Annotated in this window: 17 protein-coding genes and 4 pseudogenes; 11 read left to right on the top strand and 10 right to left on the bottom strand. The window is 72.5% G+C overall.

All coding sequences use genetic code 11. From position 1 onward, the window contains the following. Positions 1-1,022: 1,022 nt before the first annotated feature. Positions 1,023-1,211 carry a hypothetical protein gene (locus CP982_RS42900; protein ID WP_245004359.1) on the bottom strand — a complete coding sequence of 63 codons (189 nt, stop codon included), beginning with the start codon at positions 1,209-1,211 and terminating at the stop codon, positions 1,023-1,025. Between the two features lie 2,220 nt (positions 1,212-3,431). Then, a complete protein-coding gene (locus CP982_RS41405; RefSeq protein WP_150508614.1) occupies positions 3,432-3,965 on the bottom strand; it encodes a GNAT family N-acetyltransferase in 534 nt (177 codons plus the stop codon). Positions 3,966-4,721: 756 nt separating this feature from the next. On the opposite strand from CP982_RS41405, the gene CP982_RS41400 reads away from it, so the two are divergent. Beyond that, a complete protein-coding gene (locus tag CP982_RS41400; protein WP_229879763.1) occupies positions 4,722-5,210 on the top strand; it encodes a hypothetical protein in 489 nt (162 codons plus the stop codon). 1,773 nt (positions 5,211-6,983) lie between these two features. Then, positions 6,984-7,763: pseudogene (locus CP982_RS43320) on the top strand (ScbA/BarX family gamma-butyrolactone biosynthesis protein); the annotation flags it as partial. A gap of 229 nt (positions 7,764-7,992) precedes the next feature. On the opposite strand, the gene CP982_RS42880 reads toward CP982_RS43320, so the two are convergent. The 6 genes from CP982_RS42880 to CP982_RS41370 form a co-directional block, all read right to left on the bottom strand. Further along, entirely contained in the window at positions 7,993-8,187 is a 195-nt protein-coding gene (locus CP982_RS42880) for a hypothetical protein (protein ID WP_170316301.1), read from the bottom strand. Between the two features lie 9 nt (positions 8,188-8,196). Next, positions 8,197-10,830 carry an acyl-CoA reductase gene (locus tag CP982_RS42875; RefSeq protein ID WP_150515217.1) on the bottom strand — a complete coding sequence of 878 codons (2,634 nt, stop codon included), beginning with the start codon at positions 10,828-10,830 and terminating at the stop codon, positions 8,197-8,199. A gap of 137 nt (positions 10,831-10,967) precedes the next feature. Beyond that, a complete protein-coding gene (locus CP982_RS41385; protein WP_150515216.1) occupies positions 10,968-12,134 on the bottom strand; it encodes a LuxE/PaaK family acyltransferase in 1,167 nt (388 codons plus the stop codon). 59 nt (positions 12,135-12,193) lie between these two features. Continuing rightward, positions 12,194-13,345 carry a GNAT family N-acetyltransferase gene (locus CP982_RS41380; protein WP_150515215.1) on the bottom strand — a complete coding sequence of 384 codons (1,152 nt, stop codon included), beginning with the start codon at positions 13,343-13,345 and terminating at the stop codon, positions 12,194-12,196. Further along, positions 13,342-14,616, bottom strand: a complete 1,275-nt coding sequence (locus CP982_RS41375; RefSeq protein WP_150515214.1) for an MFS transporter — start codon at positions 14,614-14,616, stop codon at positions 13,342-13,344. Before CP982_RS41375 ends, CP982_RS41380 begins: the two co-directional genes overlap by 4 nt. Continuing rightward, positions 14,613-15,875, bottom strand: a complete 1,263-nt coding sequence (locus CP982_RS41370; protein ID WP_150515213.1) for a phenylacetate--CoA ligase family protein — start codon at positions 15,873-15,875, stop codon at positions 14,613-14,615. Before CP982_RS41370 ends, CP982_RS41375 begins: the two co-directional genes overlap by 4 nt. Before the next feature lie 874 nt (positions 15,876-16,749). On the opposite strand from CP982_RS41370, the gene CP982_RS41365 reads away from it, so the two are divergent. The 5 genes and pseudogenes from CP982_RS41365 to CP982_RS42865 form a co-directional block, all read left to right on the top strand. Further along, positions 16,750-17,361: a TetR/AcrR family transcriptional regulator gene (locus CP982_RS41365; RefSeq protein ID WP_150515212.1), complete on the top strand. Its 612-nt coding sequence runs from the start codon at positions 16,750-16,752 to the stop codon at positions 17,359-17,361. Continuing rightward, positions 17,358-17,756, top strand: a complete 399-nt coding sequence (locus tag CP982_RS41360; RefSeq protein WP_150515211.1) for a DUF6069 family protein — start codon at positions 17,358-17,360, stop codon at positions 17,754-17,756. The genes CP982_RS41365 and CP982_RS41360 overlap by 4 nt, the downstream gene beginning before the upstream one ends. Positions 17,757-17,846: 90 nt before the next feature. Continuing rightward, a complete protein-coding gene (locus CP982_RS41355; RefSeq protein WP_150515210.1) occupies positions 17,847-18,095 on the top strand; it encodes a hypothetical protein in 249 nt (82 codons plus the stop codon). A 94-nt stretch (positions 18,096-18,189) separates the two neighbouring features. Further along, a pseudogene (locus tag CP982_RS42870) lies at positions 18,190-18,378 on the top strand (phytoene/squalene synthase family protein); the annotation flags it as partial. 258 nt (positions 18,379-18,636) lie between these two features. Further along, positions 18,637-18,936 (top strand): annotated as a pseudogene (locus CP982_RS42865) (VOC family protein); the annotation flags it as partial. Positions 18,937-18,986: 50 nt separating this feature from the next. Here the strand turns inward: CP982_RS42865 and CP982_RS41345 are convergent. Then, positions 18,987-19,277, bottom strand: coding sequence for a hypothetical protein (locus tag CP982_RS41345; RefSeq protein ID WP_150515208.1), 291 nt, complete (start codon positions 19,275-19,277; stop codon positions 18,987-18,989). A gap of 523 nt (positions 19,278-19,800) precedes the next feature. On the opposite strand from CP982_RS41345, the gene CP982_RS41340 reads away from it, so the two are divergent. Beyond that, on the top strand, positions 19,801-20,862 hold the full coding sequence (locus CP982_RS41340) for a beta-ketoacyl-[acyl-carrier-protein] synthase family protein (protein WP_150515207.1): 1,062 nt from the start codon (positions 19,801-19,803) through the stop codon (positions 20,860-20,862). Positions 20,863-20,941: 79 nt separating this feature from the next. Here the strand turns inward: CP982_RS41340 and CP982_RS41335 are convergent. Then, positions 20,942-21,628: pseudogene (locus CP982_RS41335) on the bottom strand (MBL fold metallo-hydrolase); the annotation flags it as partial. 55 nt (positions 21,629-21,683) lie between these two features. Here CP982_RS41335 and CP982_RS41330 point away from each other — a divergent pair. The 3 genes from CP982_RS41330 to CP982_RS41320 all read left to right on the top strand — a co-directional run bounded on the left by CP982_RS41330 (position 21,684) and on the right by CP982_RS41320 (position 23,690). Further along, on the top strand, positions 21,684-22,157 hold the full coding sequence (locus CP982_RS41330) for a TetR family transcriptional regulator C-terminal domain-containing protein (protein ID WP_308294331.1): 474 nt from the start codon (positions 21,684-21,686) through the stop codon (positions 22,155-22,157). Between the two features lie 209 nt (positions 22,158-22,366). Next, positions 22,367-22,645, top strand: coding sequence for a polyprenyl synthetase (locus tag CP982_RS41325; RefSeq protein ID WP_150515205.1), 279 nt, complete (start codon positions 22,367-22,369; stop codon positions 22,643-22,645). After that, positions 22,635-23,690 carry a polyprenyl synthetase family protein gene (locus CP982_RS41320; RefSeq protein ID WP_150515204.1) on the top strand — a complete coding sequence of 352 codons (1,056 nt, stop codon included), beginning with the start codon at positions 22,635-22,637 and terminating at the stop codon, positions 23,688-23,690. Before CP982_RS41325 ends, CP982_RS41320 begins: the two co-directional genes overlap by 11 nt. Positions 23,691-23,751: the final 61 nt, after the last annotated feature.

Below are 23,751 nucleotides of genomic sequence, written 5' to 3'. Positions count from 1 at the left end.
GCTCCGGGCCCCCCGCGCGGACGCCGACATGGGCGCTGTGGGGCCCCGGCCCCTCAAGTCCGGGTACGGCGCGCCGCCCGAAGCCCCGCCGCCCGCACCGCATGCACCGACCGCGCAGCCGGTACCGGCCCCGCCGTCCTCGCCGCGCGGGCCACCCGCACCGGCTGCCGCACACGCACCGCCATCACCACACCCGCCCCCCGCACCGCCCGCAACACCCGTACTCCCACATCACATGAGGCATCCGCGCCGCCCGCACCACACCCGCTGCCCGTCTCCCCGCACCACCAGTACCGCCCCGCCACCGGTACGGCCGCTGCCGCCTCCGCCGGCCCCGCCACGCACACATCCCGCGCCGGCCGCCCCACCCGCAGGGCCGGTGCCGCAGCTACTGTCCACACCACCCGGACCGTCCCGCCCGACCTCGCGGCCGGCAGTGACCGCACTCCCCGTACGGGCGACGGCACCGACAGCCCCCGCACCGCCTGTACCAGCTCCACCACGCCCGCCACCCGCACGGCCCGCACTGCCAGCCCCGCACGCACCACCAGCACCGCCCGGCCAGCCACCTGCACCCTCCGGACCACCCGCACCCGATACCCCGTCAACTCCCCCGGCCCCGCCCGCCCGCCCGCACCGGCCGCACCGCGCACGCCACCCGCACTGGCCGCACTGGCCGCGCTGGCCGCACTGGCCGCACTGGCCGCACTGGCCGCACTGGCCGGGCCGAACGCGCCGCTCACCCCTCGGCACCCCCCGTACCACCCACGCGGTCGCCGCCACCGGCACCGCCCGCACGGCCGCCTCTACGGCCGGCGAGGTCCGCGCGGGCACCGAGGTCCGCGCGGGCGGCACGGTCCGTACTCCCCTCACGGCCCGCACCGCCCACGGCATCCGCCTGGCCCGCGCGCTGGGCACGACCGGCCCGGCCCGCGCGGCCCGGCCCGTCCGTCTTGTCGTCCGTCTCGCCCGGGCTGTGAACGCCCCTGCCGGTAACGACACCCCGCCCCCTCTTTTGTCGGCTACTGGCCCCGGCCGGGATCCAGATCGATCGCGGCCGCGGCCTGCGCGCACGCGATGCCCGGCAGCAGCAGCTGCCACATGTGCACGATCCGCTGCGGCAGCGACGCCGTCGTCCCGGTCAGATGCGCGTGCTGCTGCGTCCCCGTCATCGCCCCGACCACGAACTCCGCCACCACCTCGGGCTCCACCCCGGCGCCAGCTCCCCTGCTCGCGCGCCACTTCCAGCCAGCCCTGGAAAATCTTCTCCCACTCGTAGAACGACGTGTCGTCCTCGATCCCGTGGCTGCGCTGCTCCACCGCCAGCCGCACACCCGCCCGCAGCAGCGGATTCACATTCAACTGATGCGCCCACACCAGCGACAGGTCCACCAGCCGCTGCAGCCCCTGCGAATGCACCCGCGGCACCATCACCTCCGGCTGCGCGCGGATCACCGCACGCGCCAGCGCCTCCTTGTTCTCGAAATGGAAGTAGACGGCCCCCAGCGTCACCCCCGCCGCCGCATGATCTCCCGCATACTCGCCCCCGGTACCCCAGCTCGTCGAAAGCCAGCGCCGCCGCCCGCAGAATGTCATCCCGGGTCTTCACAGCACGCTCCTGCTTGGGCTCCACCATCGAGCGTCCCTGCCCTTCCTCGCCACAAAACGAACGGCCGTTATTTTACGCCCCGCCCCGCCCCGCACCAGGCCGCCAACCCCACCCAAACCCACCCCGGACACCTACCCCCGGCCCGCCACCCGGCCCCGCCGGATCACGCCAACACCCCGGCACGATCAACACCCCCCAGACACCCCGGACGGCCCACACCCCGCCCCCGGCACCGGGCGGGCCGACTCCACGGAACAGCAGTCCGGCACGACGAGACCACCGGCACAACAGGCGGCCAGGCCGCACAGTTGCAGACAACAGGCCGCGCCCGGCCGGACCCGCACAGCACAGCCCGCGGCCCGCGCCAGCGCATCCCCAAGCCCCGCAGGCAGCCGCGCGCGGCGGCACCACCGGCCCCGCCAGGACCGGTCCGGGCAGAGCAGGCCACCGCCCGCACCCCGAAGAACCCGCAACAGGCCTGCCCGGACAGGCACATGCGCTGACGGGCACAGCACCGGACACGGCCACCGCCTCCCCCGGGGAGCGGCCGGGACACAGCCAGCAGCCTTCCCGGGCAAGCGACCGGACGCGGCGGCGGCCTCCCGGGTGAGCAGCCCGGTGCGATGGCTGCTTTCCCCGGTGAGCGGCCGGATGCGGGGGCAGTATGAGCGGGCCGTGCGCCGGGACGGGCAGCATCTTCAGGCCGCTGCCGTACGCCTCCGCCGGGCCACCGGCCCCGCGGCCGCAGCCGGCACACCGCCACGAGCCACCGGCATCCGGCCCCGCGCCCCTGGAACCCGCCGCCGGACCCGGCCCGACCCGGGCCCCGCCGCCCCGTACTGCGCAAACCGGCCACCCGCCCGAAGACACCGGCACGGACACCGCACCCGGACGCCGACCCACCGCCGCAGCCACAGCAACACCCGGCCACCGACACCCCCGCCCCGCCCCCGCCCCGCCCCGCGAGCCGGACAGAACCGGAACCAGACCCGCCCGGACTCCAGCAACCTCCCCCCCCGGGGGGGCGACCCGGCCTGCCGGAACGCCGCCCGTCCCCGGCACGACGGGAATCCCTGAAATCCCCACCCCTGCTAAGGGGTAGGTCAGACCTGCTCATCTGGGTTCCCCGCCCTGAGCCAGCCGGCCCGTGGTGGAGTGCCGCAGCGGAGCGGCCGCCCGATAGGGCGGGGCGAGTTGTCCAGGGTGAGCGAAGCTCAGCGCGCAGCGCCGCCGCAGGCGCCCCTGGCCCCCGGCACGGCCCGCGCCCTGCATGAGCGGGCGGCCCGTTCCTCGTTGTTCGACAGCAACCGAATGGGGAACCCGAGCGAGCCCGGGGCATTCCGCCGGTTTCCCCTCACGCCCCGGCCCGGCAGTTGGCCACCGGCCCCCGCTCACCGACGGACCCGGACCCACGCCCGGCCCGCGGCGGACCACCGGCACACCGCCGCACCCGGTGGACGGTGACCGCACCCCGGAAAAACCGGAACCGGAAAGAGAACACCCCTCCCGCCGAACCACACAGCCACGGCCCCGAGGACTTCCGCCGCACCGAATCACCGCACGCCCCGCCCCGCGCGCCCGCTCGGTACCGGCCCCGACAGGAGCGCCCCGCACCCCGGCAGCGGCCGCAGTCCCGCGAAAGCGAAGACCGGCGACAGCCCGCCAGCCCGCCAGCCCGTCGGCCCGTCAGGGAAAAGGCACCATCCGCCGCCCGCAGGCGGCGGATGGTGCCGCGGCCGACGCCCCCCGGGGGACGCAGGAACAGGAGCCAGAAGCCAGGGGCAGGGGTCAGGGTCTTGTGGCGGCCGGCGGCCGGGCCGGCTCACGCCTGGAACTCGGTGAGGTCGATGCCGTGCACCCGCACCGGATAGCCGTACACCGGGTGCGCCATCTCCCGCTCGGGCACCATCCCGAGCTTGCGGATGACGTTCTCCGAAGCGCTGTCCCCCACCCGGCTGACACTGATCACACGGTCCAGACCCCGGTCCTGCAGGGCGAACTCCAGCGTGGCATGGGCGGCCTCGGAGGCATACCCCTGCCCCCAGAACTGCGAGCCGATCCGCCAGCCCACCGCCACCCCGGGCAGCACCTGCGCCAGCGCCTCGGGCACGGACAGCCCCGCAAAACCGATCAGCTCACCCGAGGCCAGCAGCTCGACGGCGAAGAGCCCGAAACCCTCCTCGTCCCACTCCTGCTCCCACCGCTCGATGTCCTCGGCCGTACGCTCCAGGTCCCGCACCGAACCGTCCCCGATCCAGCGCATGACCCGCAGGTCCGCATGAATGTCCGCCATCGGCACAAGGTCATCGTCCTGCCAGCCACGCAGCAGGAGACGGGGAGTACGGATCTCAGTCATCCCCCCATCCTGCCCAACCCAACACCCCCACCACCAATCCAGACCCCACCTCCACCCCACCCGCACCCGCACCCGCACCCGCACCCGCGTGGAGTCCACCGCGACACCCCCGTTCAGGCCCCGTCCGCACCAGCACGGTGAACACCCGCCCCAGGCACCCTCGGCGCCCCGTCTCCGCAGCCGGCTCCAGACGCCCCGCCCGGTGCCGTACCCCTCCGGCACACAGAGCCACGGCCCTCCGGCCCGGAACCCGGACGCAACCGCGCCGCTCACCCCGCGGCAGCCACGCCACCGGCCACCGCGCACCGGCGCCCGGCCCGGGAGCAACGGCCCGTCTCCGCACCCGCCACCCACCCGCCCGCCCGCCACGCATCCGCCGGCAACACACCCGGACCGGCAGCCAGCCGGCCCCAACGAAGCCGCCCGGACGCCACACCACCCGCAGCACGCGCGGCACACCAACCACCAGACACGGCCAGGCCGACAGCCCGACCACCGGCGCAGGCACCGGCAGCACCACCGGGCCACGAGACCGCTGGGGCAGCACGGCCGGGCAACGAGACCGGGGCCACGGCAGCCCGCCCCGGCACCACGGCCCTCCGCACCACCCCGGCCCGGCCCCCTGGACAGGGCCGGGGCCGCGCCCTTCACCCCCAGCCGGCCGCCCGCACCGACAAGAACGTTGGCCCGCCCGCACCCCTCCCGCCCCGAAGCCCCTCTGGCGCACCCGCCACAACAGCGCGCAAGCTGACCCGCATGGACTGGCTGCCCCTGCTCTCCACCCTGACCGGAGCCGCGATCGGCATCATCGCCACCCTCCTCGCCGAGCGCAGCCGCTGGAAACACGAAGACGCCAAAGACGCCCTCCGGCTACGGCTCGACACCTACACGCAGTACACCACCACCGTCAAAGTCCTCGGCGAAACCCTGCGCGCCCTGGCCGCACAAGAACACCCCTCCCCCGGCCACCGGGCACACGCCCTCAACGAAGCCTTCCGCACCTCCGACATCGCCACCGCATCCGAACGCCTCTGGCTCACCGCACCCGAACCCGTCATCCACGCCGCCGACACCGTCTTCCACTGCCTGCGAAACATCCGCGACAGCTACATCAACGGCACCCCCGTCAGCAGCCCCGAAGACCACACACACTGGCAAACACGCGCCACAGCAGCCGCCCACATGCGCACACTCATGCGCAAAGACCTCGGCATCACCCCCCTCACCCCACACCACACCACCTGAACACCCCCACCAACCCCTCCCGCACACCGCCCCCGACCCAAGCACCAGACCCGACCCACCACCCACACCAGAAACCAGACCACCCCACCCACCCCACACCCACACCACCCCGCAGAACGAAACCACCCGGAGCAACCACAGACACCCACAGACCCGGACCGGCCAGGAGCCGAGCCGGCCCGCCGACGGGAAGACACCAGAAGCCAGAAGCCAGAAGCCGGAAGCCGGAAGCCGGAAGCCGGGAGCCGGGAGCCGGCACAGCGTCAGCCCTCAAGACAGAAACGGCCTGAGAGCCGGGAACACCGGCAGCCAGCCCAGAGACGCAGACACACCTCCCCGAGGCGAACGGCCGAGGCAAAGACCCCCAGGCAGCGAGGAGATACCGGGCACCAAACACTGCACCCGCCCCAAGACCCGGGGAACAAGAACGGCCAGGGACACCAGACCACATCAGCCCGAACGGCACAGACCCGAACGACAGGGCGGCGCCCCGGAGAACACGGGGCGGCTCCGCAGACACCCAGAGACCAGAGAACCACCGACCACCCAAGACCCGGGCACCGCCAACCCGGAAGAACACAGGCAGCAGGAAGCGAACACAGCCGGGGACAAGGAGACACCGGGCACCAACGCAGCATCAGCCCTGAGAGCCGAAGACGCCGGAGAGATGCCGGAGAGAGGCCGGAGAGAGGCCGGGCACCATCAGCCCGCCCGGAAGACAGAGACAGCCCCCGAGACACCGGCCACCGAAGCACTGGGCACCGCCAGCCCGGAGAACCGGAGACAGCCGGGAAGCGGAGACGGCCAGAGAGCCGGAGACCCCCCGGAGGGGGCGGAGCCGGCCCGGAGGGCGGAGCCGGCCCGGGATGGGAAGACGCCGGGCACCGGACACCGTCAGCCCTGAAGACAGAAACGGCCGCAGAGCCAGAGGCACCGCCAGCCCGGAGGCGAAGACCCCCGAAGAGGAAACAGCCGGGCCGAAGCCCCCCCCGGGGGAGACGCCGGGCACCAAGCACTAACACACCGTCAACCCGGAGAACACAGACGCCCGAAGGGCCGACGACGCCCAGGAGGCCCCGGAGGCCGGGAAGCCCCGGAGGCCGGGAAGCCCCGGAGGCCGGGAAGCCCCGGAGGCCGGGAAGCCCCGGAGGCCGGGAAGCCCCGGAGGCCGGGAAGGCGGGAAGGCGGGAGGGTGCCCGGCACTGAAGCGCCGGGCATCGTCAGCCCCGAGCGCAGGGGCAGCCGAGGGGGGACGGCCGCCCCCCGGGGAAGGGAGGGGGAGCGGAGACGCCCGGGGACAGGGAGGCGCCGGGGACGGGCGCCGACGCGGCGTCAAACCTGAAGACACAGACGGACCCGGGGGCCAGACAGCCCGAGGGCCGGGGACACCGCCCCCCGGGGGGCGCCCCCCCCGGGGGGCGGCGGAGACAGCCCGGGGGCCGGGGGCACCGCAGCCCGCGCGGGGGCGGAGCCCCCGGGGGGCGGGAAACGGCCACCCGCGCCGCGACGGATGACTACCTTCCACTTTCAGCCACCCGCAGCCCCCGCGACCCCGCCCCGCGGCCCCAACTCCCGCCCCCCGCCGAACAGTTCCGGTCAACTCCACCACCCCGCCCGCCCCCGCACCACCCCCGCCCGCCCCCGCCCCGCCCCCGCGTGCACCCGCCCGACGAGCCCGGCTTCCCCCCGTACCCCCACCACGGCCCGCCGCCCCGGCACCCGGTGCCAGGGACAGGATCCGGACACCCCTCGACAACAAAAAGAACACTCGTTATGTTGCTGGACGGCGAGACAGCGCCAACCGAGCACAAGTGCAAGCGGTCACTCGCAACCACTCAACGGGGGCTCACCATGCCTGTCACCCAGCACCTCACCCGCACACCCGCCCGGAACACCCTCGCACCCCACCACGTGCACAAACACAACCCCGCCGAAGTCCTCCTCACCGGCCTCGACACCCTGCGCACCGACACCTTCACCGTCACCGCCAGGTGGCCGACACACCACCCCTTCTACACCCCCACCCCCCACCTCAACGACCCACTGATCTTCATCGAAACCATCCGCCAGTGCTTCCCCCTCCTCGCCCACCACGCCTACCACCTCCCCCACGGCCACCACCTCATCTGGCAATACCTCACCGCCGACATCAACCCCCACGCCATGCACCACACCCCCCACCACCCCGCCCACCTCACCCTCCACATCACCTGCTCCGACATCCGCCGACGCCCAGGCGGCCACCTCACCGCCCTCACCCTCCACGCCATCGCCCTCAGAAACGGCACCCACCTCGGCACCGCACAAACCCGCTTCTCCGCCCACTCCCCCACCATCTACCAACGCATCCGCGGCACCCACCCCAACACCCCCACCACCCCACCACCCCCCACCCACCCCACCCACGTAAACCGCCACCACCCCCACGACGTCGTCCTCGCCCCCACCCCCCACCCCCACCACTGGCTCCTGCGCAACGACACCACCCACCCCACCCTCTTCGACCACCCCGTCGACCACACCCCCGGCATGCTCCTCCTCGAAGCCGCCCGCCAAGCCACCCACGCCACCCACCACACCACCACCCACACCACAGACACCCGCACCGGCACCGGCACCCGCACGAGTACGGACACGGACACCGGCATGGGCGCGGGCATGGGAACAGACACACTCACCCGCACCACCCACACCCGAACCGCCACCCTCACCCGCACCCACACCACCCGCACCCACCCCCACCCCCGCACCGCCACACCCGCCACCCCACCCGGACCACCCCCTACCCCACCCACATCCACGCCACCTTCCTCCAATTCCTCGAATACACCACCCCCACCCACATCACCACCACCACCCAAACCACCCCCACCAACACACACACCAACGCCACCACCAGCCCAGACACCCCCACCACCACCCACATCACCGCCACCCAGAACAACCACACCGCCTTCACCAGCACCATCACCACCACACCCCACCCCTAACCCACACCAGACCACCACCACACAGCGGGCCAGGGCAGGCCAGTACGGGCCAGGGCAGCCACCCGCCCCAGCCCGCCCCCACTACATCGACACCCCCTCACATCAACCACCCCACGCAACTTCCCACTCCCCCCAGTGCGCTCAAAACCCTGGCCGTCGACAAGCTCCACCGAACAGGCCAACAAACCCTCCTCCGTGACGGCCGCGGCGAGATCGGGAATGGCCGCCAGGAACACAGCCCGCGCCCGACCAGGATCAGCGGCATACCGCCCGTCCAAACGCACCGTCAAACACTCACCGGCAGCCCCGGCCGTCAGCATCAACTGCAACTCGCCGCAGTAACCCAGACGCTCCTGAGCCACCTCCACGAAACGGCGGTAGTTGAAGAAATACGAACCAATACGGAACACATCGCCGTGGCGGCCCAGGAGTTCGATGCGCGGAGCATGGCTGCCGCACGGGCAGACGCCTGTCACGGCGCGGCCCAAGTCGCCGATCTGATAGCGCTCCAGGCGCTGGCCGGAGCGGTGGCGGCTGGTGAAAACCAGCCGACCCGGCTGTCCTGCGGCCGCCGGGCGGTCCTCCTCCGGGTCCAGGATCTCCAGGGTGTGCAGCTCGGTCAGGATGTGGTGCACCGTGCCCTCGGCGTGGGCGCACTGGTAACCCAGCGGGCCCAGGTCCGTGCTGCCGTAGGAGGCGGAGCGGATGACCTCGACGCCGAAGGTGTCGGTGAGGGTGCGGCGCTGCTCGGCGGTGAAGTGTTCGCCGCCGTAGAACACCTTGCGGATTCCGCCGTACGAGCGCAGCACCTCGCCCTGGGAGTGGAACAACTGCCAGAGGTAGGACGGCATGCCGAAGAGGGTGTCGACGCGGTGGGTGACCAGGGCCTCGACGACCGTCGCGTGGTCGGTGCTCGCCGCCATCGGGATCTGGGTGGCGTTCAGGCGCTCCAGGATGGAGAAGAAGCTGATGAACCCGCCGTACATGCCGCCGCAGAAGAAGAGGTTGGCGGCGCGGTCACGCGCGGGGTCGAACCCGGCGGCGAGCAGGCCGCGCGCGGCGGCCCGCATCTGGGTGTCGTAATCGTGGTGGGTGAACAGGGACAGGGCCGGGGTGCCGGTGGTGCCGCCGCTGCGGAAGTACAGCTGGGCGTGCTCGGGCGCCAGTGTCGCCAACTGCCGTTGTACGCCTGCCTTGTCGAGGAGGTCGCCGGTCGGCGGGGCGGGGGTGGGCAAGGGCGCGACCAGGTCGTCCAGGCAGGCGGTGGTCTTGAAGTTCCCGGTGGTCTGGACGCTGACGCGGCGGCTGTAGCGCGGGAGCGCGTAGACCCCGTCGTGCGGTTCGCCGTCGTAGCTGTCCAGCATGCCGCCGACGGGGGTGACGCGCAGCGCGCCCGCGGTGATGAGGGTGCGGGAGAGCCGGGCGATGTCGGTGCGGCTGCCGCCGACGGCGGCGGTCTGGAGGTAGCGGCGCATGGGGCGCAGCGTGGCGGTGATGTCGCGGGCGGGCAGCGGCTTGACCCAGATGCTGCGGTGCAGTGGGGACGCGGTGAGCGCGGGGCGGGTGTCGGCGAGGACCCGCCAGGTCCCGTCGTCGGCTGCGACAACCTTGGTCAGGCCCAGGTGCTGTTCGAGGCGGGCGAGCAGTTCGGTGGTGGTGATCTCGGCCTCTTCCGCGGCATCTGGGTACGAGCCCGGGACGGCGGCAGCGGAGGCCTTGGCCAGGGCGGGAGCGAAGGCCTCGGCGAAGGCGAAGACGTCCTCGGCGTCCTCGGTGTCGAGGTAGACCACCTGAGGGCTGGAGCACGCCTGCTGGTCGAGACGGCAGACGTCCGCGGCGAGGGCTTCCAGCGTCGCCGGGTCCTGCCAGACGTCACGCGTCAGGTAGGCGAGGGAGATCTTGTGACCCCACTCGACCAACCGGCAGCCGGGCGGGGCGAGTTCGGCGATGGCTGCCACCGCTTCCTCGCCTCCCCACACGGCGATGGCATCGGCGGGCGAGCACATCAGGCCCAGCCAGTCCTGACGGCTTGAGGAGAAGCGCAGCGCCACGATGTGGCGGGCGAGTGCGCCGGTGGGGTCGGCAGCGGCCAGTTCGGCGAGCAGGTGCTGGGCGAGCAGGGTGTCGCCGCTGCTGGTCTTGAGTACGTTGACGTTGCCCGTGAGCAGGCCTTCGACGACGCTCAGCGGCGCGACGGCCGCGGCGTTGCCGGGGGCGATGTGCACCAGCAGGCCGACCGGGGCCCAGGCCTCGAAGACGGTTTCGCGGGCGTCGGGACGGGTCAGGCGCTCGGGCGCGGTGCCGCCGAGCTCACGCCGCAGCTTGCGCTCCAGGGCGGGCCGGGCGAGCGCGGCGGCCAGTTCGGTGAGAGTCGCCTCGGCCTCCGCCGGGTCGGCGAAGTGAGGGGTGCACCGCTCCCGTACCGCGCTCGCGGGATCGCTCAGCGCGGCGCTGAGCGCCGCGCACGCGCTCAGGACGGTCTCGGTGGGAAGGGGTTCGGCCAGGGCCTTCTCGACCAGGGCCGGAAGGTCCGCCAGACGGGCGGCGGTCTCGGCGTCGTCGAGGAACTCGCCCTGCCAGTAGTGCACGTCTTCGGTCGTTGCAGGGGTCACTTCGAGGGGTGCTTCCATGGTCGTTGTCTCAGGCGTGGTTGTCTCAGGCGTGGTTGTCTCAGGCATCGCGGTCTCAGACGTCGTTGTCTCAGGCATCGCCGTCCCAGGCATCGCCGTCTCAAGAGTCGCGGTCTCAGGAGTCGACGTCGGGGTACTCATGCCCGTCCCTTCAGCAGCTCGGCGGCAGCCACCGCGCAGCTGCGGTTGCGGCTCACCCCGGCACGGCCGTGGATGGTGAACCACGGCGTGGGCAGCGGGCAGCCGCACTCCTCGGCGGGGTGCAGCGAGGCGAGGTCGCCCATGACGACGCTCTGGGCCGGTACGGAGGTGATGTACGGGGAGACCAGGTGCAGGAACCCGCGTTCGCCGTACGGCAGCGGTCGCAGGGTCCGTGTGTCGCGTACGGCGGCGCGGGACCACACCGGCACGTGCAGCCGGTGCCGGGCACACTCGATGTAGGGCACGCAGTGCTCCACGGAGCCGAAGGTGTCGCGGATCCGCTCCGGCTCGACGCCGAGCAGCTCGGTGACCTGCGCGTAGAACTCCGCCTTGCCGATCCGCTGGTCGGCGTGGCCCTTCCAGCCGCCGCCGAGCACCACCAGCGATCCCGCGGGCAGCTGGATCGGCGGCGTGCCCTGGGCGCGCATCCTCTCCAGGGTGAAGTGCAGGAACGCGGGGAAGCCGAGGATGCGGACCGGCAGGCCCTCCTCCGCGTACCGCCGCAGCGCGCTGACGCAGCCGTGCACGTCGAACTCGTGGCCGTCGCCGGTGTGGCGCAGGGCGTGGGTGACGTCCTTGGCCGGGGCGAAGTCGCACAGGTAGTTGTCGGTGAAGGAGGTGCCGAGCTTCATGCTCGGGGCTGGTTCGTAGCTGTAGAGCAGGTAGTTGACGGGCTGGTCGGGGGTGATCCAGCCGTAGTGGTCGAAGATCCGGGCCACCATGCGCTGGGCGGAGCGGATGGTCCACTCGTCGAAGAACATCTGTGACTTCTGACCGGTGGTGCCAGAGGAGGTCAGATGGAGGAAGACGTCCTCGCGCGGGATGGACAGCACCTCGTGCCGCTTGAAGAAGGTGGCGTGGACCAGCGGGGTGCGGATGCCGGCGCCCACCGTCGGTGCCGCGGCCTCGGGCACGTCGGCGAGCAGCGAGCGGAAGAACGGCGAGCGCGCGGCGTGCCAGTCGTTGGACTCGGCCATGGCGGCCGCGAACAGTGCGTCGGCGGCGGGCCCGTGGGCGTACGGCTCCGACAGGTCGCACAGGCGCTGGACGTGGGCGAGGGTCTGCGCGTGCGGGACGTGCACGGGGGCGAGATGGGGGTTCACCGGAGTGTCAGAAGTGACCGAGGCGTGCGGGACGGCCGGGGCCTTTGGGGTAAGCGTATTCACTGGGCAACCTCGTGGCGGGGCAGATAGGTGGCGGTCCAGGCCGTCAAGTAGGCGCTCACATACGGTTGGAGCGGCCCGCTGACGGCGATGGTCCGGAAGTCGATCTGGCGGCTGGTGCGGGAGAGCACCACGTAGTCGTGGAAGGTCTCGCCGATGCGGCGCATGGCCGGGTAGACGGCGCTGGGTACGAAGCCCTGGGCCAGGAAGGCGGTCAGGCTGGCGGTGTCCGACAGCGGAAGGAGCGTCTCCACGTAGTCGGCGCCGGACCGGGAGACCGTTCTCATCAGGGGTTCCAGGGCGTGCGTGACGGCCGCCGGATAAGGATGTACGGCGATCAGGGCGCAGCTCCCGGCGACCGGGTTGAGGTCCACGTACGCCTCGAAGGCGCCGTCCGGCGGCACCAGGACGGCGTTGGGGGCGTGCAGCGGGTAGTAGCGTCCGGCGGGGTCCGGGAAGAGTTCGAGGAAGCGGCGGCGTACGAATCCGGGCGCGCTGATCACTTCCAGGTCCGCGGTCGGCGGCTGGGCCGGGCCGTCGGGGCCGACCGATCCGAGGGTGTCCGAAGGCAGTACGACTCCGTACGGGACGCCGGTGCTGGATTCGGCGGCGGTGAGCAGCGGCCCGAGCGCGGCGGGCGCGCGGTGCACGCTCGCGCGGCGGGCCAGGACCCCGTCGGCGAAGCGGGCGAACAGGCCCAGGCTCTCGCATCCCGCCACTTCGGCGGCGTTGGGCAGCAGGCCGAGCGGCTTGAAGCCGTTGCGGACCACGACCTGTTGGGGCCCTTCGGTGACCATGCGGACGGTGGCGTAGACGGAGTCCAGGCGCTCGGCGGCGAAGGCCGCGTCGCACACGGCGCCGGTGAGGCGCCCGGCGAGGCCGCCCCGGCGGCGGTCGGGGTGGACCGCGAGGCCGACGAGCTTGCCGATGCGGCTGCCCGGGTCGGTCTGCACGACCGCGGAGCCCGCCAGCGCGCCGCTGTCGGCGAGCCGGGCGGTGAGCCAGTGCGTGTGCGGGTCGGTGATCAGCCGCCGCATCACCGCGGGGTCGCTGCCCAGCGGTACGGGGTATCCGTGGCCGTACACGTCGAAGTACAGCTGCCGCAGTTCCGCGATGTCCTGGAGCGTCGCGGGGGCGAAGACGGCGGTCATCGGACGGCCTCCGGGACAGCGGCGGGGGCCACGTCCGGAACGCCCGGCGCCTTGGCGTGTCCGTGCCGCCCGAGCAGGAACAGGGCCGCCGCGACGGGCAGCAGGCCCACGCCCTGGACCAGGCAGAGCCAGCGCGCGTCCAGGCGGTCACCGAGCGCCCCGAACAACAGGGAGGACAGCGGGAAGGTCGCGCCGAGCAGCGCCTGCATCACCGCGAAGAACCCCGGCTTGTCGGCGGCCGGGACCGACCGCTGGAACAGGGCGACGAAGCGTACGCCGATGACGCCGAGGCACCAGCCCGCGAGGCCGAGCGCTGCCAGCGCCACCGCCGCGCTCGGCGCGATGCCGGGCAGGGCGAGCGCGAGCGCCATCAGCGCGAGGCAGGTGCCGCCGACCGTGGTCGGCGCACCCGGGATGCGCCCTCCGGTGAAGGATCCCAGCAGGGTTCCCGCCCCGAGGGCCGCTTCCAGAGCGGCGACGGTCGAGCCCCGGCCGTCGAGGACCGAGCGGGTGTAGAGCGGCATGACGACGTACACGGCCGTCGTGAAGACGTTCGCCACGGCGAAGCAGAGCAGGGCCCGCCGGATGAAGGGCAGGTCGGCCAGGATCTGCCGCAGCGTCCGGGGCCGCGGTACATCGGCGGCCGGGCCGGAGGCGGCCCTGGGGAAGCGGGTCAGCGCGACGAGCAGGGCCGCGAGGAGGTACGCGGCCGCGCACCCGGCGACGATGCCCGCCAGGTCCCAGGCGTCGACGAGCAGCGGTCCGAGCAGGCCGCCCGCGAGCCCGGCCAGGGACTGCGTGGACAGCTCGAAGCCGGTCGCGGCCTCGATGTCGGCGTCCTCGACCAACTCGGGCACCGAGGTGGTGAGGCACGGGTCGAACAGGGCCTGGCAGCCCGCGAGCAGCAGGGCCGCGGCGTAGACGACGGCGGTGGGCAGCGGGGCCGCGCAGGTCCAGGTGGCGGTTGCGGCGGCGACCAGGCCCGCCACGGCCGCAGCGCCGGCGAGGACGGTGCGGTGCGGGCAGCGGGCGATGACCCTGGCGACCAGCGGTACCAGGAGCACCGGGGGCAGCGTGCTGACGGCGAGGAACGCCCCGGAGGCGACGCCGCGGCCGTCACCCCCCACCTGGCTGACCAGCCACCACACCACGCCGACCTGGAACATGCGGGCCGCCGCCTGGGTGAGGACCTGCGCGGTCCACACCGCTCCGAAGGAGCGGTTGCGCAGCACGACGGGCAGTCGGCGACCCGTTCTCACGGTCGCGGTCATGAGCCCGGCCGTTCGTCCACGACGCGGATCAGCTTGCCCGAGCGCGCGTTGACGGCCAGGTCGCCGTGGCGTACCCACTCCACTGTCAGCGGGTGGATGTGCCGGGCCCGCACCGCCTCGTCGAAGAGCGGGCGCTCCGTCAGGAGTTCCTTGCGGATCGCGTCGGCGAGGTGGCCGCGTCCGGCGGGGTCGGTGTCGGCCGCCAGGCGCAGCAGCAGGCCGTCGCGACCGTCCCAGTGGCGCAGGACCAGCTGCGCTCCGGTCACGTGGCCCGCGACGTCGGCACGTCGGACGAGGTCCTGTACGTCCTGCGTGTAGAGCGAGACCGGCCCGACACGCACGCCTTCCTGTGAGCGGCCCAGGATCCGGAAGTACCCGGCCGCGGTGCCGGTCCACTCGGCGCGGTCGCCCGCCGGATAGCGCAGTACGGGCATCAGGCGTCGGCGCAGGTCGCTCACCACGACCTTGCCGGGCACGCCGGGTTCGGTGATCGGCTCACCGGTCTCCTCGTCGAGGATTTCCACGACGCTGTACGGGGTGAAGGCGCGGTGGACACGCGAGTCGGGGCCCGGCACGGAACGCCCGAGGAGTCCGGCGTCGACGCTGGCGTACCCCACCGAGCGGGGCCGGGCGTTGGGGAACGCGCGGGCGAGCAGGGGTTCTTGGTCCGCGTACAGGCTCTCCCCGCCGAAGAGCAGCAGTTCCACCTGCGGGAGTTGCCGGTCGGCGGTGACGAGGTGGTCGGCCAGGGCGCACAGCGTGGTCGGGGTGCCCGCGACCACCTCCACGTCGAACTGCTCCAGGGTGTGCACGGTCGACTCCAGCGGCGCGGCACCGCCGATGGGCAGCCGGACGTTGGAGACGGGGCAGCGGTGCAGCGAGTCGAGGATGAAGGTGAAGCTGGCGTACAGCTCACCGGCATAGAAGAGGTCGGCGACCCGGTGGCCGGGGCGCAGCCCGGAATCCACGAGCCCGGCGCCGAAGGCGGTGGTGAAGTCCCGCCATTCCTCTCGGGTGTAGAAGGAGAATTTGGGCGAGCCGGTCGTGCCGCCGCTTTTGAAGACGACGGCCTCGTCGAGAGGGCCGGTCAGTAGTTGATTGTCCCGGGGCGTATTGGCCTGCCAGAACGCGGTCTGGGGCACGACCGGAAGCTGCGTCAGATCGGTGACGCGGTCCGGAAGCCCCGCATAGAGCTCGGCATAGAACGGAGATTGACGGCGCACGAAGCGTATGAGTTCCGTCAATGGTTGAACGGGCATCAATTCCTGCTTTACGACATACGAAGGCGGCGACATCCCCTGTGGGAGAGATCGCCTGGTGTGGTTGGGTGGCGTCCGCCTGCCGGGGCCTGCCCGGACCTTCTGTCACGGGCGGCCCGCCGGTGTCACGGACTGCGTCCAGAAGATTACCGCATGGCGAACGCTCCGAATTCCCACCTGTGTTCTGGACTCCCGCCAGCGACATCTTCCAGCCACTGCGCTCCGAGTCCACGCGTGGTGGGGTTTTGAGGGCGCGTCAGGCGCGTGGATCGCCCTTCGCACCGTGAGGGCCGAAGGCCCACGATCACGCTCTCGCACGTATGGCAATGGACAACCGAATCATCACCCAGTACGTCGTCGCAGCCGCCTCCGCATACCCCCAAGCCCCCCGCGCGAGGCGAACTCACTCCGAAGCCCCAGCTCACGCAGCTATGCCACATGAGGGCTCATCGCCACCCGCGACAACCCCCATGCGGTCCACAGCTCGCCACACCACCTGGCAGCAGGCCAGCCCGGCGAAGGCGTCCCCCACCTCACGGCCACCGAACTCGCTCAACCGGACGCGCAGTCAACCAAGCTTCTGGCGAACGAGCCCGCAACCCCACGCGGGGCCTCGCACAGCGCGCGGTCGGGCCCGAGCGCCTGGCAGCGACTGGCAGCGACTGGCCGAATGTGGACACAAGCGATATCTCGCCGCAGGCGTGCCGATCTTCAACGCGCCTACGCCCTATGCCGCTTGGGCGATTGACCGCGTCTCAGACCGCCCCCACCGCCACAGGAGCCGCCCTGTCGAGAGCCGTCGGGCGCAGGAAAACGAGCGGAGTGAGGACTCACTCATTGACGGAGTGAGCACTCACTCCGTACTCTCGCGGTCATGACAGCGTCCAAGGAGAACCAGACCGCCCGCCGCCGAGCCCCGGGCATGTCGCCGGAGCAGCGCCGCGAGATGATCATCCAGACCGCGATCCCGCTGATCGCCGAGTACGGCGCCGCGGTGACGACCGCGAAGATCGCCCGTGCCGCGGGCATCGGAGAGGGCACGATCTTCCGCGTCTTCGCCGACAAGGACGAACTGCTGCAGGCCTGCGTGGCCAAGGCGCTCTCCCCCGAGCACGCGGTCCGCGAACTCGACGCGATCGACGTGTCCCAGCCGCTGCCCGACCGGCTCGCGGAGGCCGCCGAGGCACTGCAGGCGCACCTGGCCAGGATGGGCGCGATCCTCGGCGCGCTGGGGCATCGCGGCGGCAAGCACCCCGGCTCGGTGCGCGGCGCGGGCCGCGACGAGTCGACGACCCGTATCCGCGCGGCCCTCGCGGAGCTGCTGGAGCCCGACAGGGCCTCCCTGCGCCGACCGCCGGAGCAGATCGCGGCCCTCTTCTTCGGGCTGCTCTTCACTCAGCCGCGTACGGAGGACGAGCCCGACCTGACCGCGCAGGAGTTGGCGGAGGTCTTCCTGTACGGGGCGCTCTCGGGGGACGCCGCATGAGCCCGTGGAGAGGGCGCCCGGCGGTGGTGGCCCTGGCCGTCCTGGCTCCCGTCCTGGTGTGGTTGGTCGCGGATCCACTGCTGGGGCACCGGCTGCGGATCGCCGACGGAGAGCGGACACTCGACATCGGCGCCGTGCCCGTGGCGGTCGTCGCGCTGCTCGTCTCGCTCTGCGGCTGGGGGCTTCTGGCCGCCCTGGAACGGTTCGCGGCGCGGCGCGCCCGCGTCATCTGGACCGGGGTGGCCGGGGCCGTACTGGCCGGTTCCTTCCTGCCGTTCATCGGCGACGGCATGGACGGCGGCACCCGGGTCGCCCTCGCCCTGATGCACTTGGCGGTGGCGGCGGTACTGATCCCGGGCCTGGCCGGCAGGCCGCCCAGGGCGGGAGCGGCGTAGTTCCGGCTGTCGCCGCCCCTCCTACCGGCCCAGACTTGAGGACCGGGGCGCTAACCGGTGACCCGGTGAGAGGGCTGGATGATGACCTGCTTGACGGAGGCGCACCGTGTCGTACGGGCCTACAGCACCACCTGGTACGAGCCTGTGACGTCCATGCCACCAGGGCTCGGGGAGGCCGTGACCACGGCCTCCCTGTGCATGCGCGGCATCGACGAGGTGGAGGGCCATCCCCGGCTGTCCGGGGAGACGAAGGCGCGGGCGCTGCGCCGCATGTCCGGTGCCTGGCAGCTCCGTCCTGGTGAGACGGCGTTCGCCGCGGCGGTCGCGGGCTGGCTGTGAGCAGAGCCCGCCGGAGGTGAGTCTGCGGCTGGCGGAGTGGACGGCGCTGGCCCCGGTGGAGATCGCGCCGCGGGTGTGCGAGACGTTCGCGACGATGGCCGAGCGGATGGCGGCCTGGGCCGAGACCGGTTTCGTCATCCGCAACGAGCCGGATCTGGACCGCTACACCTATGTGGTCGCCGGAACGCTGGTGCTGCTCCTTTCGGATCTGTGGCAGTGGCATGACGGGACGACCGCGCACCGTGGGCACGGGGTCGGCTACGGCCGCCTCCTCCAGGCGGTCAACATCCTCATCGACCGGGCGGAAGACGTCGGCCGGGGTGTGGACTTCTGGCCCGACGGCTGGGGAGAGGCGGAGATGGCGGCGTACGCGCGGCAGGAACTGGTGCCGGCCGAGGCATATCTCGCCGGGTTGGCGCCGGGCCCGGCCCGCACCTTCTGCGCCGCTCCTCTGGCCCGTGCGAGGGAGGCGATGCGCGCCAGGCCCTGGGTGGCGACGGCCCGCAAGACTCGTTCCCCCCGGCCCGAAGGAGGCCGGATCGAGCAGCACCTGGGGCTGAAGCGCTCTGACGCGGGACCGCCGCACGCGGTCGTGTTCGACACCAAGCCGATCGCGTTCGCCGTCCGCGACGTCGTCGCGGGCGTCGACCTGGACGCGGTCCCGCAGCCGGGCCAGGGGGTGGCGCTGTGGCTGCACGCCCCCGACGCGCAGGACATCCACGACGCCCTCGCCGCCGCCGGCGCGACGATCGTCTCAGCGCCCGTCGACGGCCCGTTCGGCCGCACCTTCACGTTCGCGGACCCCGACGGCTACCAGGTGACCCTCCACGACCGCGGCTGAGCCGTGCGTCCTGGGCTGCGGCGCAGCAGGCGCCCTGCGCGGGCCTCTCCTCACGGCGGGCCAGCCGCCAGGGACACGGCGACGCCCTCTCCCGGAATGCCGACATCATCAGCACCGAGGCCAACGCCCACGGACGCGAGTGCTGACTGACGCCCCAGCAGATACACGCCCTCGCCCAGCTGCCCGCCGCCCACCTCCAGGAACGCTACGCACACAGCCCGTTCAGCCGATTCGGCTTCACAGGCATCACAGCCGTAGGCCCGAACCAGACATTCAGCGGCCGACACGGCATCCGAGTCGGCGCCATGCCGGTGGAACTCATCGAGATCGGTCCTGTTCACAGCGCGACCGGCCTCGTCGTCCGCCTGCCGGATCAGGCCATCGTCGCGGTGGGCGACATGTCTTCGCCGATGACCGCCCGGTGCACTGGCACGGTTCTTCCTCCTCCGCACTCAGGGCCTGCCAGACAGTCATTGACCTGGGCCCACGCTGATCGTGCCGGGCCATGGCCGGGTCCGCGACCCGGCCGAGGTACGCACCTGTACGACGTGTCTCGGCGGGCTTGGGCATCTCATCAAGGAACGGCACACCAGGAGGTGGCCCGCCTATCGGGCTGCCGCCGACATCCTGGCGCGCGGCTTCTATCCGGACACGGGCGCCCCGAACGCGTCGTCATCATCACTGGCGCCACATACGCTCACCTCGACGGCCGCAAGCCCCCAAGCGCGTGCTCTAGGTCGCCGAGCAGGCGGCGCGCTGGACCTACGAGCAGCGCCTCCGTCCCGGCTACGACGGCATAACCCGGCGGGGCGCCCGCGCCGACCAGCCGCACCTCAGCGACCAGAGTGACAGCAGGAGCAACGAGTGCAGACCTACGTCAGCCCGCCCGGGATCGCGCACGGGCAGTACGACATCGCCACCGACGACATAGCCGCCGTCATGCGTCGGCACCATCCCAGGCCCACCGCACACCCGGACGTCCTCGCCACGGCTCGCGCGGTGAGCGGGCGGCGCCGCAGACGTGTGCACCCGTTTCCCGACGGCCGTGAGCCCACGCCGTACACGGCGGAGGACCGCCACCGCGATCTGCGCGAGCTGATGGAGCAGGCGTGCCGCAGCGCGCTGCGCCAGGCGGGGATATCCGCGCAGGACGTGGGAGGACTGGTGGTCGTCCAGGATCCGTCCCCCGCTGGGGCCGATCAGCTCCTCGACAGCGACTTGGTACTCGCCCTGGGGCTGCCGTCCACGACCGCACGCGTGCCGCTGACCGGCTTAGCCGGCACCGGCGCGGTCCACGCGCTCATCGTGGCGGAGGACATGGCGCGCCTGGGCAAGCCCACCCTGGTGGTGACGGCCGAGATCCACCAGCCGTTGACCGCCCTCACCGCCGGCACCGCCTCCCCCGCCACGCTCGTACGTCAGCTCATGGCCGGCGACGGCGGCGCGGCCGTGATCGTCAGCGGCGAAACCCTCACTGCACCCGGTCTGGTCATCGACGAGACCTGGCAGTACGCGCATCCCGACACACGCACCTCCGCGCAGGCCGAGGAACTCGGGCATCCCGCCCAGGACCATCCGGGCCTGGCAGCACTGCCTTGGCTGCGGCCGGGCCAGCGGCTGCCCGACTTCGCACTCGTCCACCCCGGCGTCCCGGACCCGCTGCACTCCCTGTCCGGAAGGAGCCCCTTGCCGCAGCGGGCACTTGAGCCCTCGCTCGTCGGCATCGCCGAGGACGGCGACCTGGGCGCCGCAGCCGTGCTCCAGATGCTGACCCGTCTCCACCAGCGGCCTCCCGCCGCCGGATCCCCAGGACTGCTTCTGGGCCTGGCCCCAGGCTACCTGGCAGCAGCATGCAGGGTCAGGTGGACCCCCTCAGCCACTACCCGGCAGGAGCGGCCGAAGTCGGCGCACAGAGCTGCTTCCTGACCGCTTGCGTGCACCGCATCGATTCAGTGGAGAGCGTGAGCGTCTGCGAGAAGTGCCCTCTGCCTGGCTTCGTTTCCGGTCATGTGGCCAGGTCCAACCATTGACCGACGGCCAGTACGTGTGCGCGCCGTGCGGCGTGGGTGCGGAACTCGCTCTCCGGGTCCGAGACCTCGACGTAGCCCGCGATCTTGTCCGGCTGCTCCGCCTCGTAGTGCATCGGCACTGCGTAGCGGGCGTCGAGGATCTCCGCGGCCGCGGCGGCCTGCCTCGGGTCCAGCGCGGCGGGCAGCGGGCTCGGCGGCTGCAGGTGCGGCGCGTCGACCACCGCGCCGTTGGCGGGCAGGAACACCGCGTCGAACGGGCTGAACCGGCGCGCGATGAGCCACCAGTAGCCGTGGAACATCGTGTCGCCGCCGTGGAAGACGCGCTGCCCCTCGGCCTGCACCACCCAGTTCAGCTGCGGGTCGCCGAGGCCGTCGACGGCGGGGACCGCGGTGACGCTGAACGGCCCGACTTCGCGGGTGGACCAGGGATCGACGACCTCGGCGGCCAGCCGGTGCAGGGCCAGTTCGCGCTCGGCCGGGAGCGTCGTCACATTGTCTACGTCGTCGCCGTGGCCGGGCGCCGGTCGCAGCACCGGCGCCCCAGGCATCAGCGCATCCGCGAGCGCGGCCGCGTCAGTGTGGTCCCGGTGCAGATGGGTGACCAGCGCGACGGCGGCCTTCCCACTCGGTACCGCCAGCCGCTCACCGGGCTTCCACGCTGTGCCCGAGGAAGGGCTTGACGGCATCACCATCGGCCGGCTCGCCGAGGAACTGGAGATGAGCAAGTCCGGGGTGCACAAGCACTTCGGCGCCAAGGAGACGCTCCAGATCTCCACGCTGGACAAGGCGTTCGTGGACTTCTGGCACCGGGTGGTCGAGCCCGCGCTGGCCGAGCCGCCGGGGCTGCGGCGGCTGCGCGCGGTGTGCGCCAACTCCGTGGGTTACCTGGAAGAACCCCTGCTGCCCGGCGGCTGTCTGATGACCGCGGCGCTCACCGAGTACGACGGCCGCCCCGGCCGGGTCCGCGACGCGGTGGCCGAGGTGTGGTCGCGCTGGCGGGAACAGCTGCGGGCGGACCTGACCGCGGCGGTGGACAACGGCGAGTTGCCCGCCGGGTTCGACATCGACCAGGCGCTGTTCGAGATCGTCGCCGCCGGTCTCGCGCTGAACGCGGCCATGCAACTCCAGCACGACCGGGCGGCCGTGGGCCGCGCCGACCGCGCCATCGAACGGGCCCTGTCCCAGTCCTGACCCCACGCCAGGCACTGACCCACCACACCAAGACCTCCCCATAGGTGGTCGAGCGGGTCGACACACGGCAGCCCCGGTGATTCGTACAGTCGCGCAATGCGATCACTCGATCGTGAGTTCCTCCGCTCACGCGCCCGACGTGGCGCGATGCTCGGACGAACGGCGCGGGACCGGCGCCGACCGGATGTGTGCTGCGGGTGGGGAAGAGCATGACGCGAGAAGCGGGACGTCCAGGGCGGCTGGACGAGCAGGCGGTGTTGTTGGTGGCCGGGCTCGCCGATCTGGCGGTGAGCACGGTGGGTTCGGCCCTGGGAACGGTACGAGGGCTGTTGCGCCGGTCGGACGCCGCGGATCTGGCGGCGCAGGCGGAGCACGACCTCGTGGCGCGCGGGCGCCTGGTCCTCGACCGGTACGCGGTCGTCCCACCGGCCCACTTGGAGGTCCTGGCCCAGCACGCGCTCGCCCGCAGGGCCGCTGATGAGGGCTGACCGGTGGGAGCCGGAGACGTTCAAGAACCGCACTGACGAGGTGCTGCGCCGGTTCGTCGCCCAGGAGGCCGATCAGTTCGCCGCGATCGATCCGCTCCTCACGCCGGTGGCCGAGCAGTTGGAGGCGGCGGTCGCGGACGGCAAACGGCTGCGGGCGGCGTTCTGCTACTGGGGCTGGCGCACGGTCGGGCAGCCGGACAGCGACGCGCTGGTGCGGGCGGCGGCGTCCATGGAGCTGGTGCACGCCGCCGCGGTCGTGCACGACGACCTCATCGACGACAGCCCGCTGCGCCACGGCCGCCCCACGGCCCATGTCGCGCTGCGCGGTGCCGTGCGCCGCCGCCCGCGCGCCGATGCCGCCGCAAGATCCCTTGCGATGCTGGCGGGAGACCTGCTGATGGCACTCGCCGGGCAGCTCTTCGCCACCAGCGGTCTGCCCGCCGCCTATCTGGCCCGCGCCCGCCCGCTGTGGTCGGTGATGGCCCGGGACCTGGTCGCGGGCGAATGCCTGGAGATCCTGCGCACCGGTGCAGGACCGGACACCACCGCGTCGCTGAAGGTGATCCGCTACAAGACGGCCAAGTACACCGTCGAGCAGCCCTTGCTGATCGGCGGTGCCCTGGCCGGAGCAGGCGCGGCGCTGCGTGAGTGCTACTCCGCGTACGGGCTGCCGCTGGGCGAGGCGTTCCAGCTGCGGGACGACCTGCTCGGCCTGTTCGGAGATCCGCGACGTACGGGCAAGGCCAACGCCGACGACGTACGCGGCCAGCGGCCCACGGCCCTCCTTGCCGAGACCTGGCGCCTGGCCGGCGCCGACGACCGCGAGCGGCTGCGCGCCCTGCTGGGCCGACGCCGCCTGGACACCGACGCTCTGGACGCGGTCCGCGAGGTGATGCGCCGTCTCAAGGCTCCCGATCGCATCGAGGACATGATCAGCGCGCGGGTCGAGGAGGCGCTCGGCGCTCTCCACGAGCTGAACGTACCCGCGCACGCCGCCGCCGCGCTCGCCGCGCTGGCGCAGTCGGCGGCGGTCCGCCCGTCCTGAACCCTCGCGGCCGAGCAGGCTCAGCCCCGCGCCCCGGCCCGCCACTCGTGGGCGGTCGCCC

Origin of the sequence: Streptomyces spectabilis (genome assembly GCF_008704795.1) — a bacterium.
GTDB lineage: Bacteria > Actinomycetota > Actinomycetes > Streptomycetales > Streptomycetaceae > Streptomyces > Streptomyces spectabilis.
Note: the sequence above shows the minus strand (reverse complement) of the source record. Positions and strands in the feature narration are given on the sequence as shown.

What these genes read in the sequence shown, in the direction of transcription:
- CP982_RS41320 (WP_150515204.1), top strand. Translation starts at nt 22,635, where the DNA reads ATGAGGGCTGACCGGTGGGAGCCGGAGACGTTCAAGAACCGCACTGAC.
- CP982_RS42875 (WP_150515217.1), bottom strand. Translation starts at nt 10,830, where the DNA reads ATGGAAGCACCCCTCGAAGTGACCCCTGCAACGACCGAAGACGTGCAC.
- CP982_RS41405 (WP_150508614.1), bottom strand. Translation starts at nt 3,965, where the DNA reads ATGACTGAGATCCGTACTCCCCGTCTCCTGCTGCGTGGCTGGCAGGAC.
- CP982_RS41360 (WP_150515211.1), top strand. Translation starts at nt 17,358, where the DNA reads ATGAGCCCGTGGAGAGGGCGCCCGGCGGTGGTGGCCCTGGCCGTCCTG.
- CP982_RS41325 (WP_150515205.1), top strand. Translation starts at nt 22,367, where the DNA reads ATGACGCGAGAAGCGGGACGTCCAGGGCGGCTGGACGAGCAGGCGGTG.
- CP982_RS41375 (WP_150515214.1), bottom strand. Translation starts at nt 14,616, where the DNA reads ATGACCGCGACCGTGAGAACGGGTCGCCGACTGCCCGTCGTGCTGCGC.
- CP982_RS41400 (WP_229879763.1), top strand. Translation starts at nt 4,722, where the DNA reads ATGGACTGGCTGCCCCTGCTCTCCACCCTGACCGGAGCCGCGATCGGC.
- CP982_RS41380 (WP_150515215.1), bottom strand. Translation starts at nt 13,345, where the DNA reads ATGACCGCCGTCTTCGCCCCCGCGACGCTCCAGGACATCGCGGAACTG.
- CP982_RS41370 (WP_150515213.1), bottom strand. Translation starts at nt 15,875, where the DNA reads ATGCCCGTTCAACCATTGACGGAACTCATACGCTTCGTGCGCCGTCAA.
- CP982_RS41330 (WP_308294331.1), top strand. Translation starts at nt 21,684, where the DNA reads ATGAGCAAGTCCGGGGTGCACAAGCACTTCGGCGCCAAGGAGACGCTC.
- CP982_RS41365 (WP_150515212.1), top strand. Translation starts at nt 16,750, where the DNA reads ATGACAGCGTCCAAGGAGAACCAGACCGCCCGCCGCCGAGCCCCGGGC.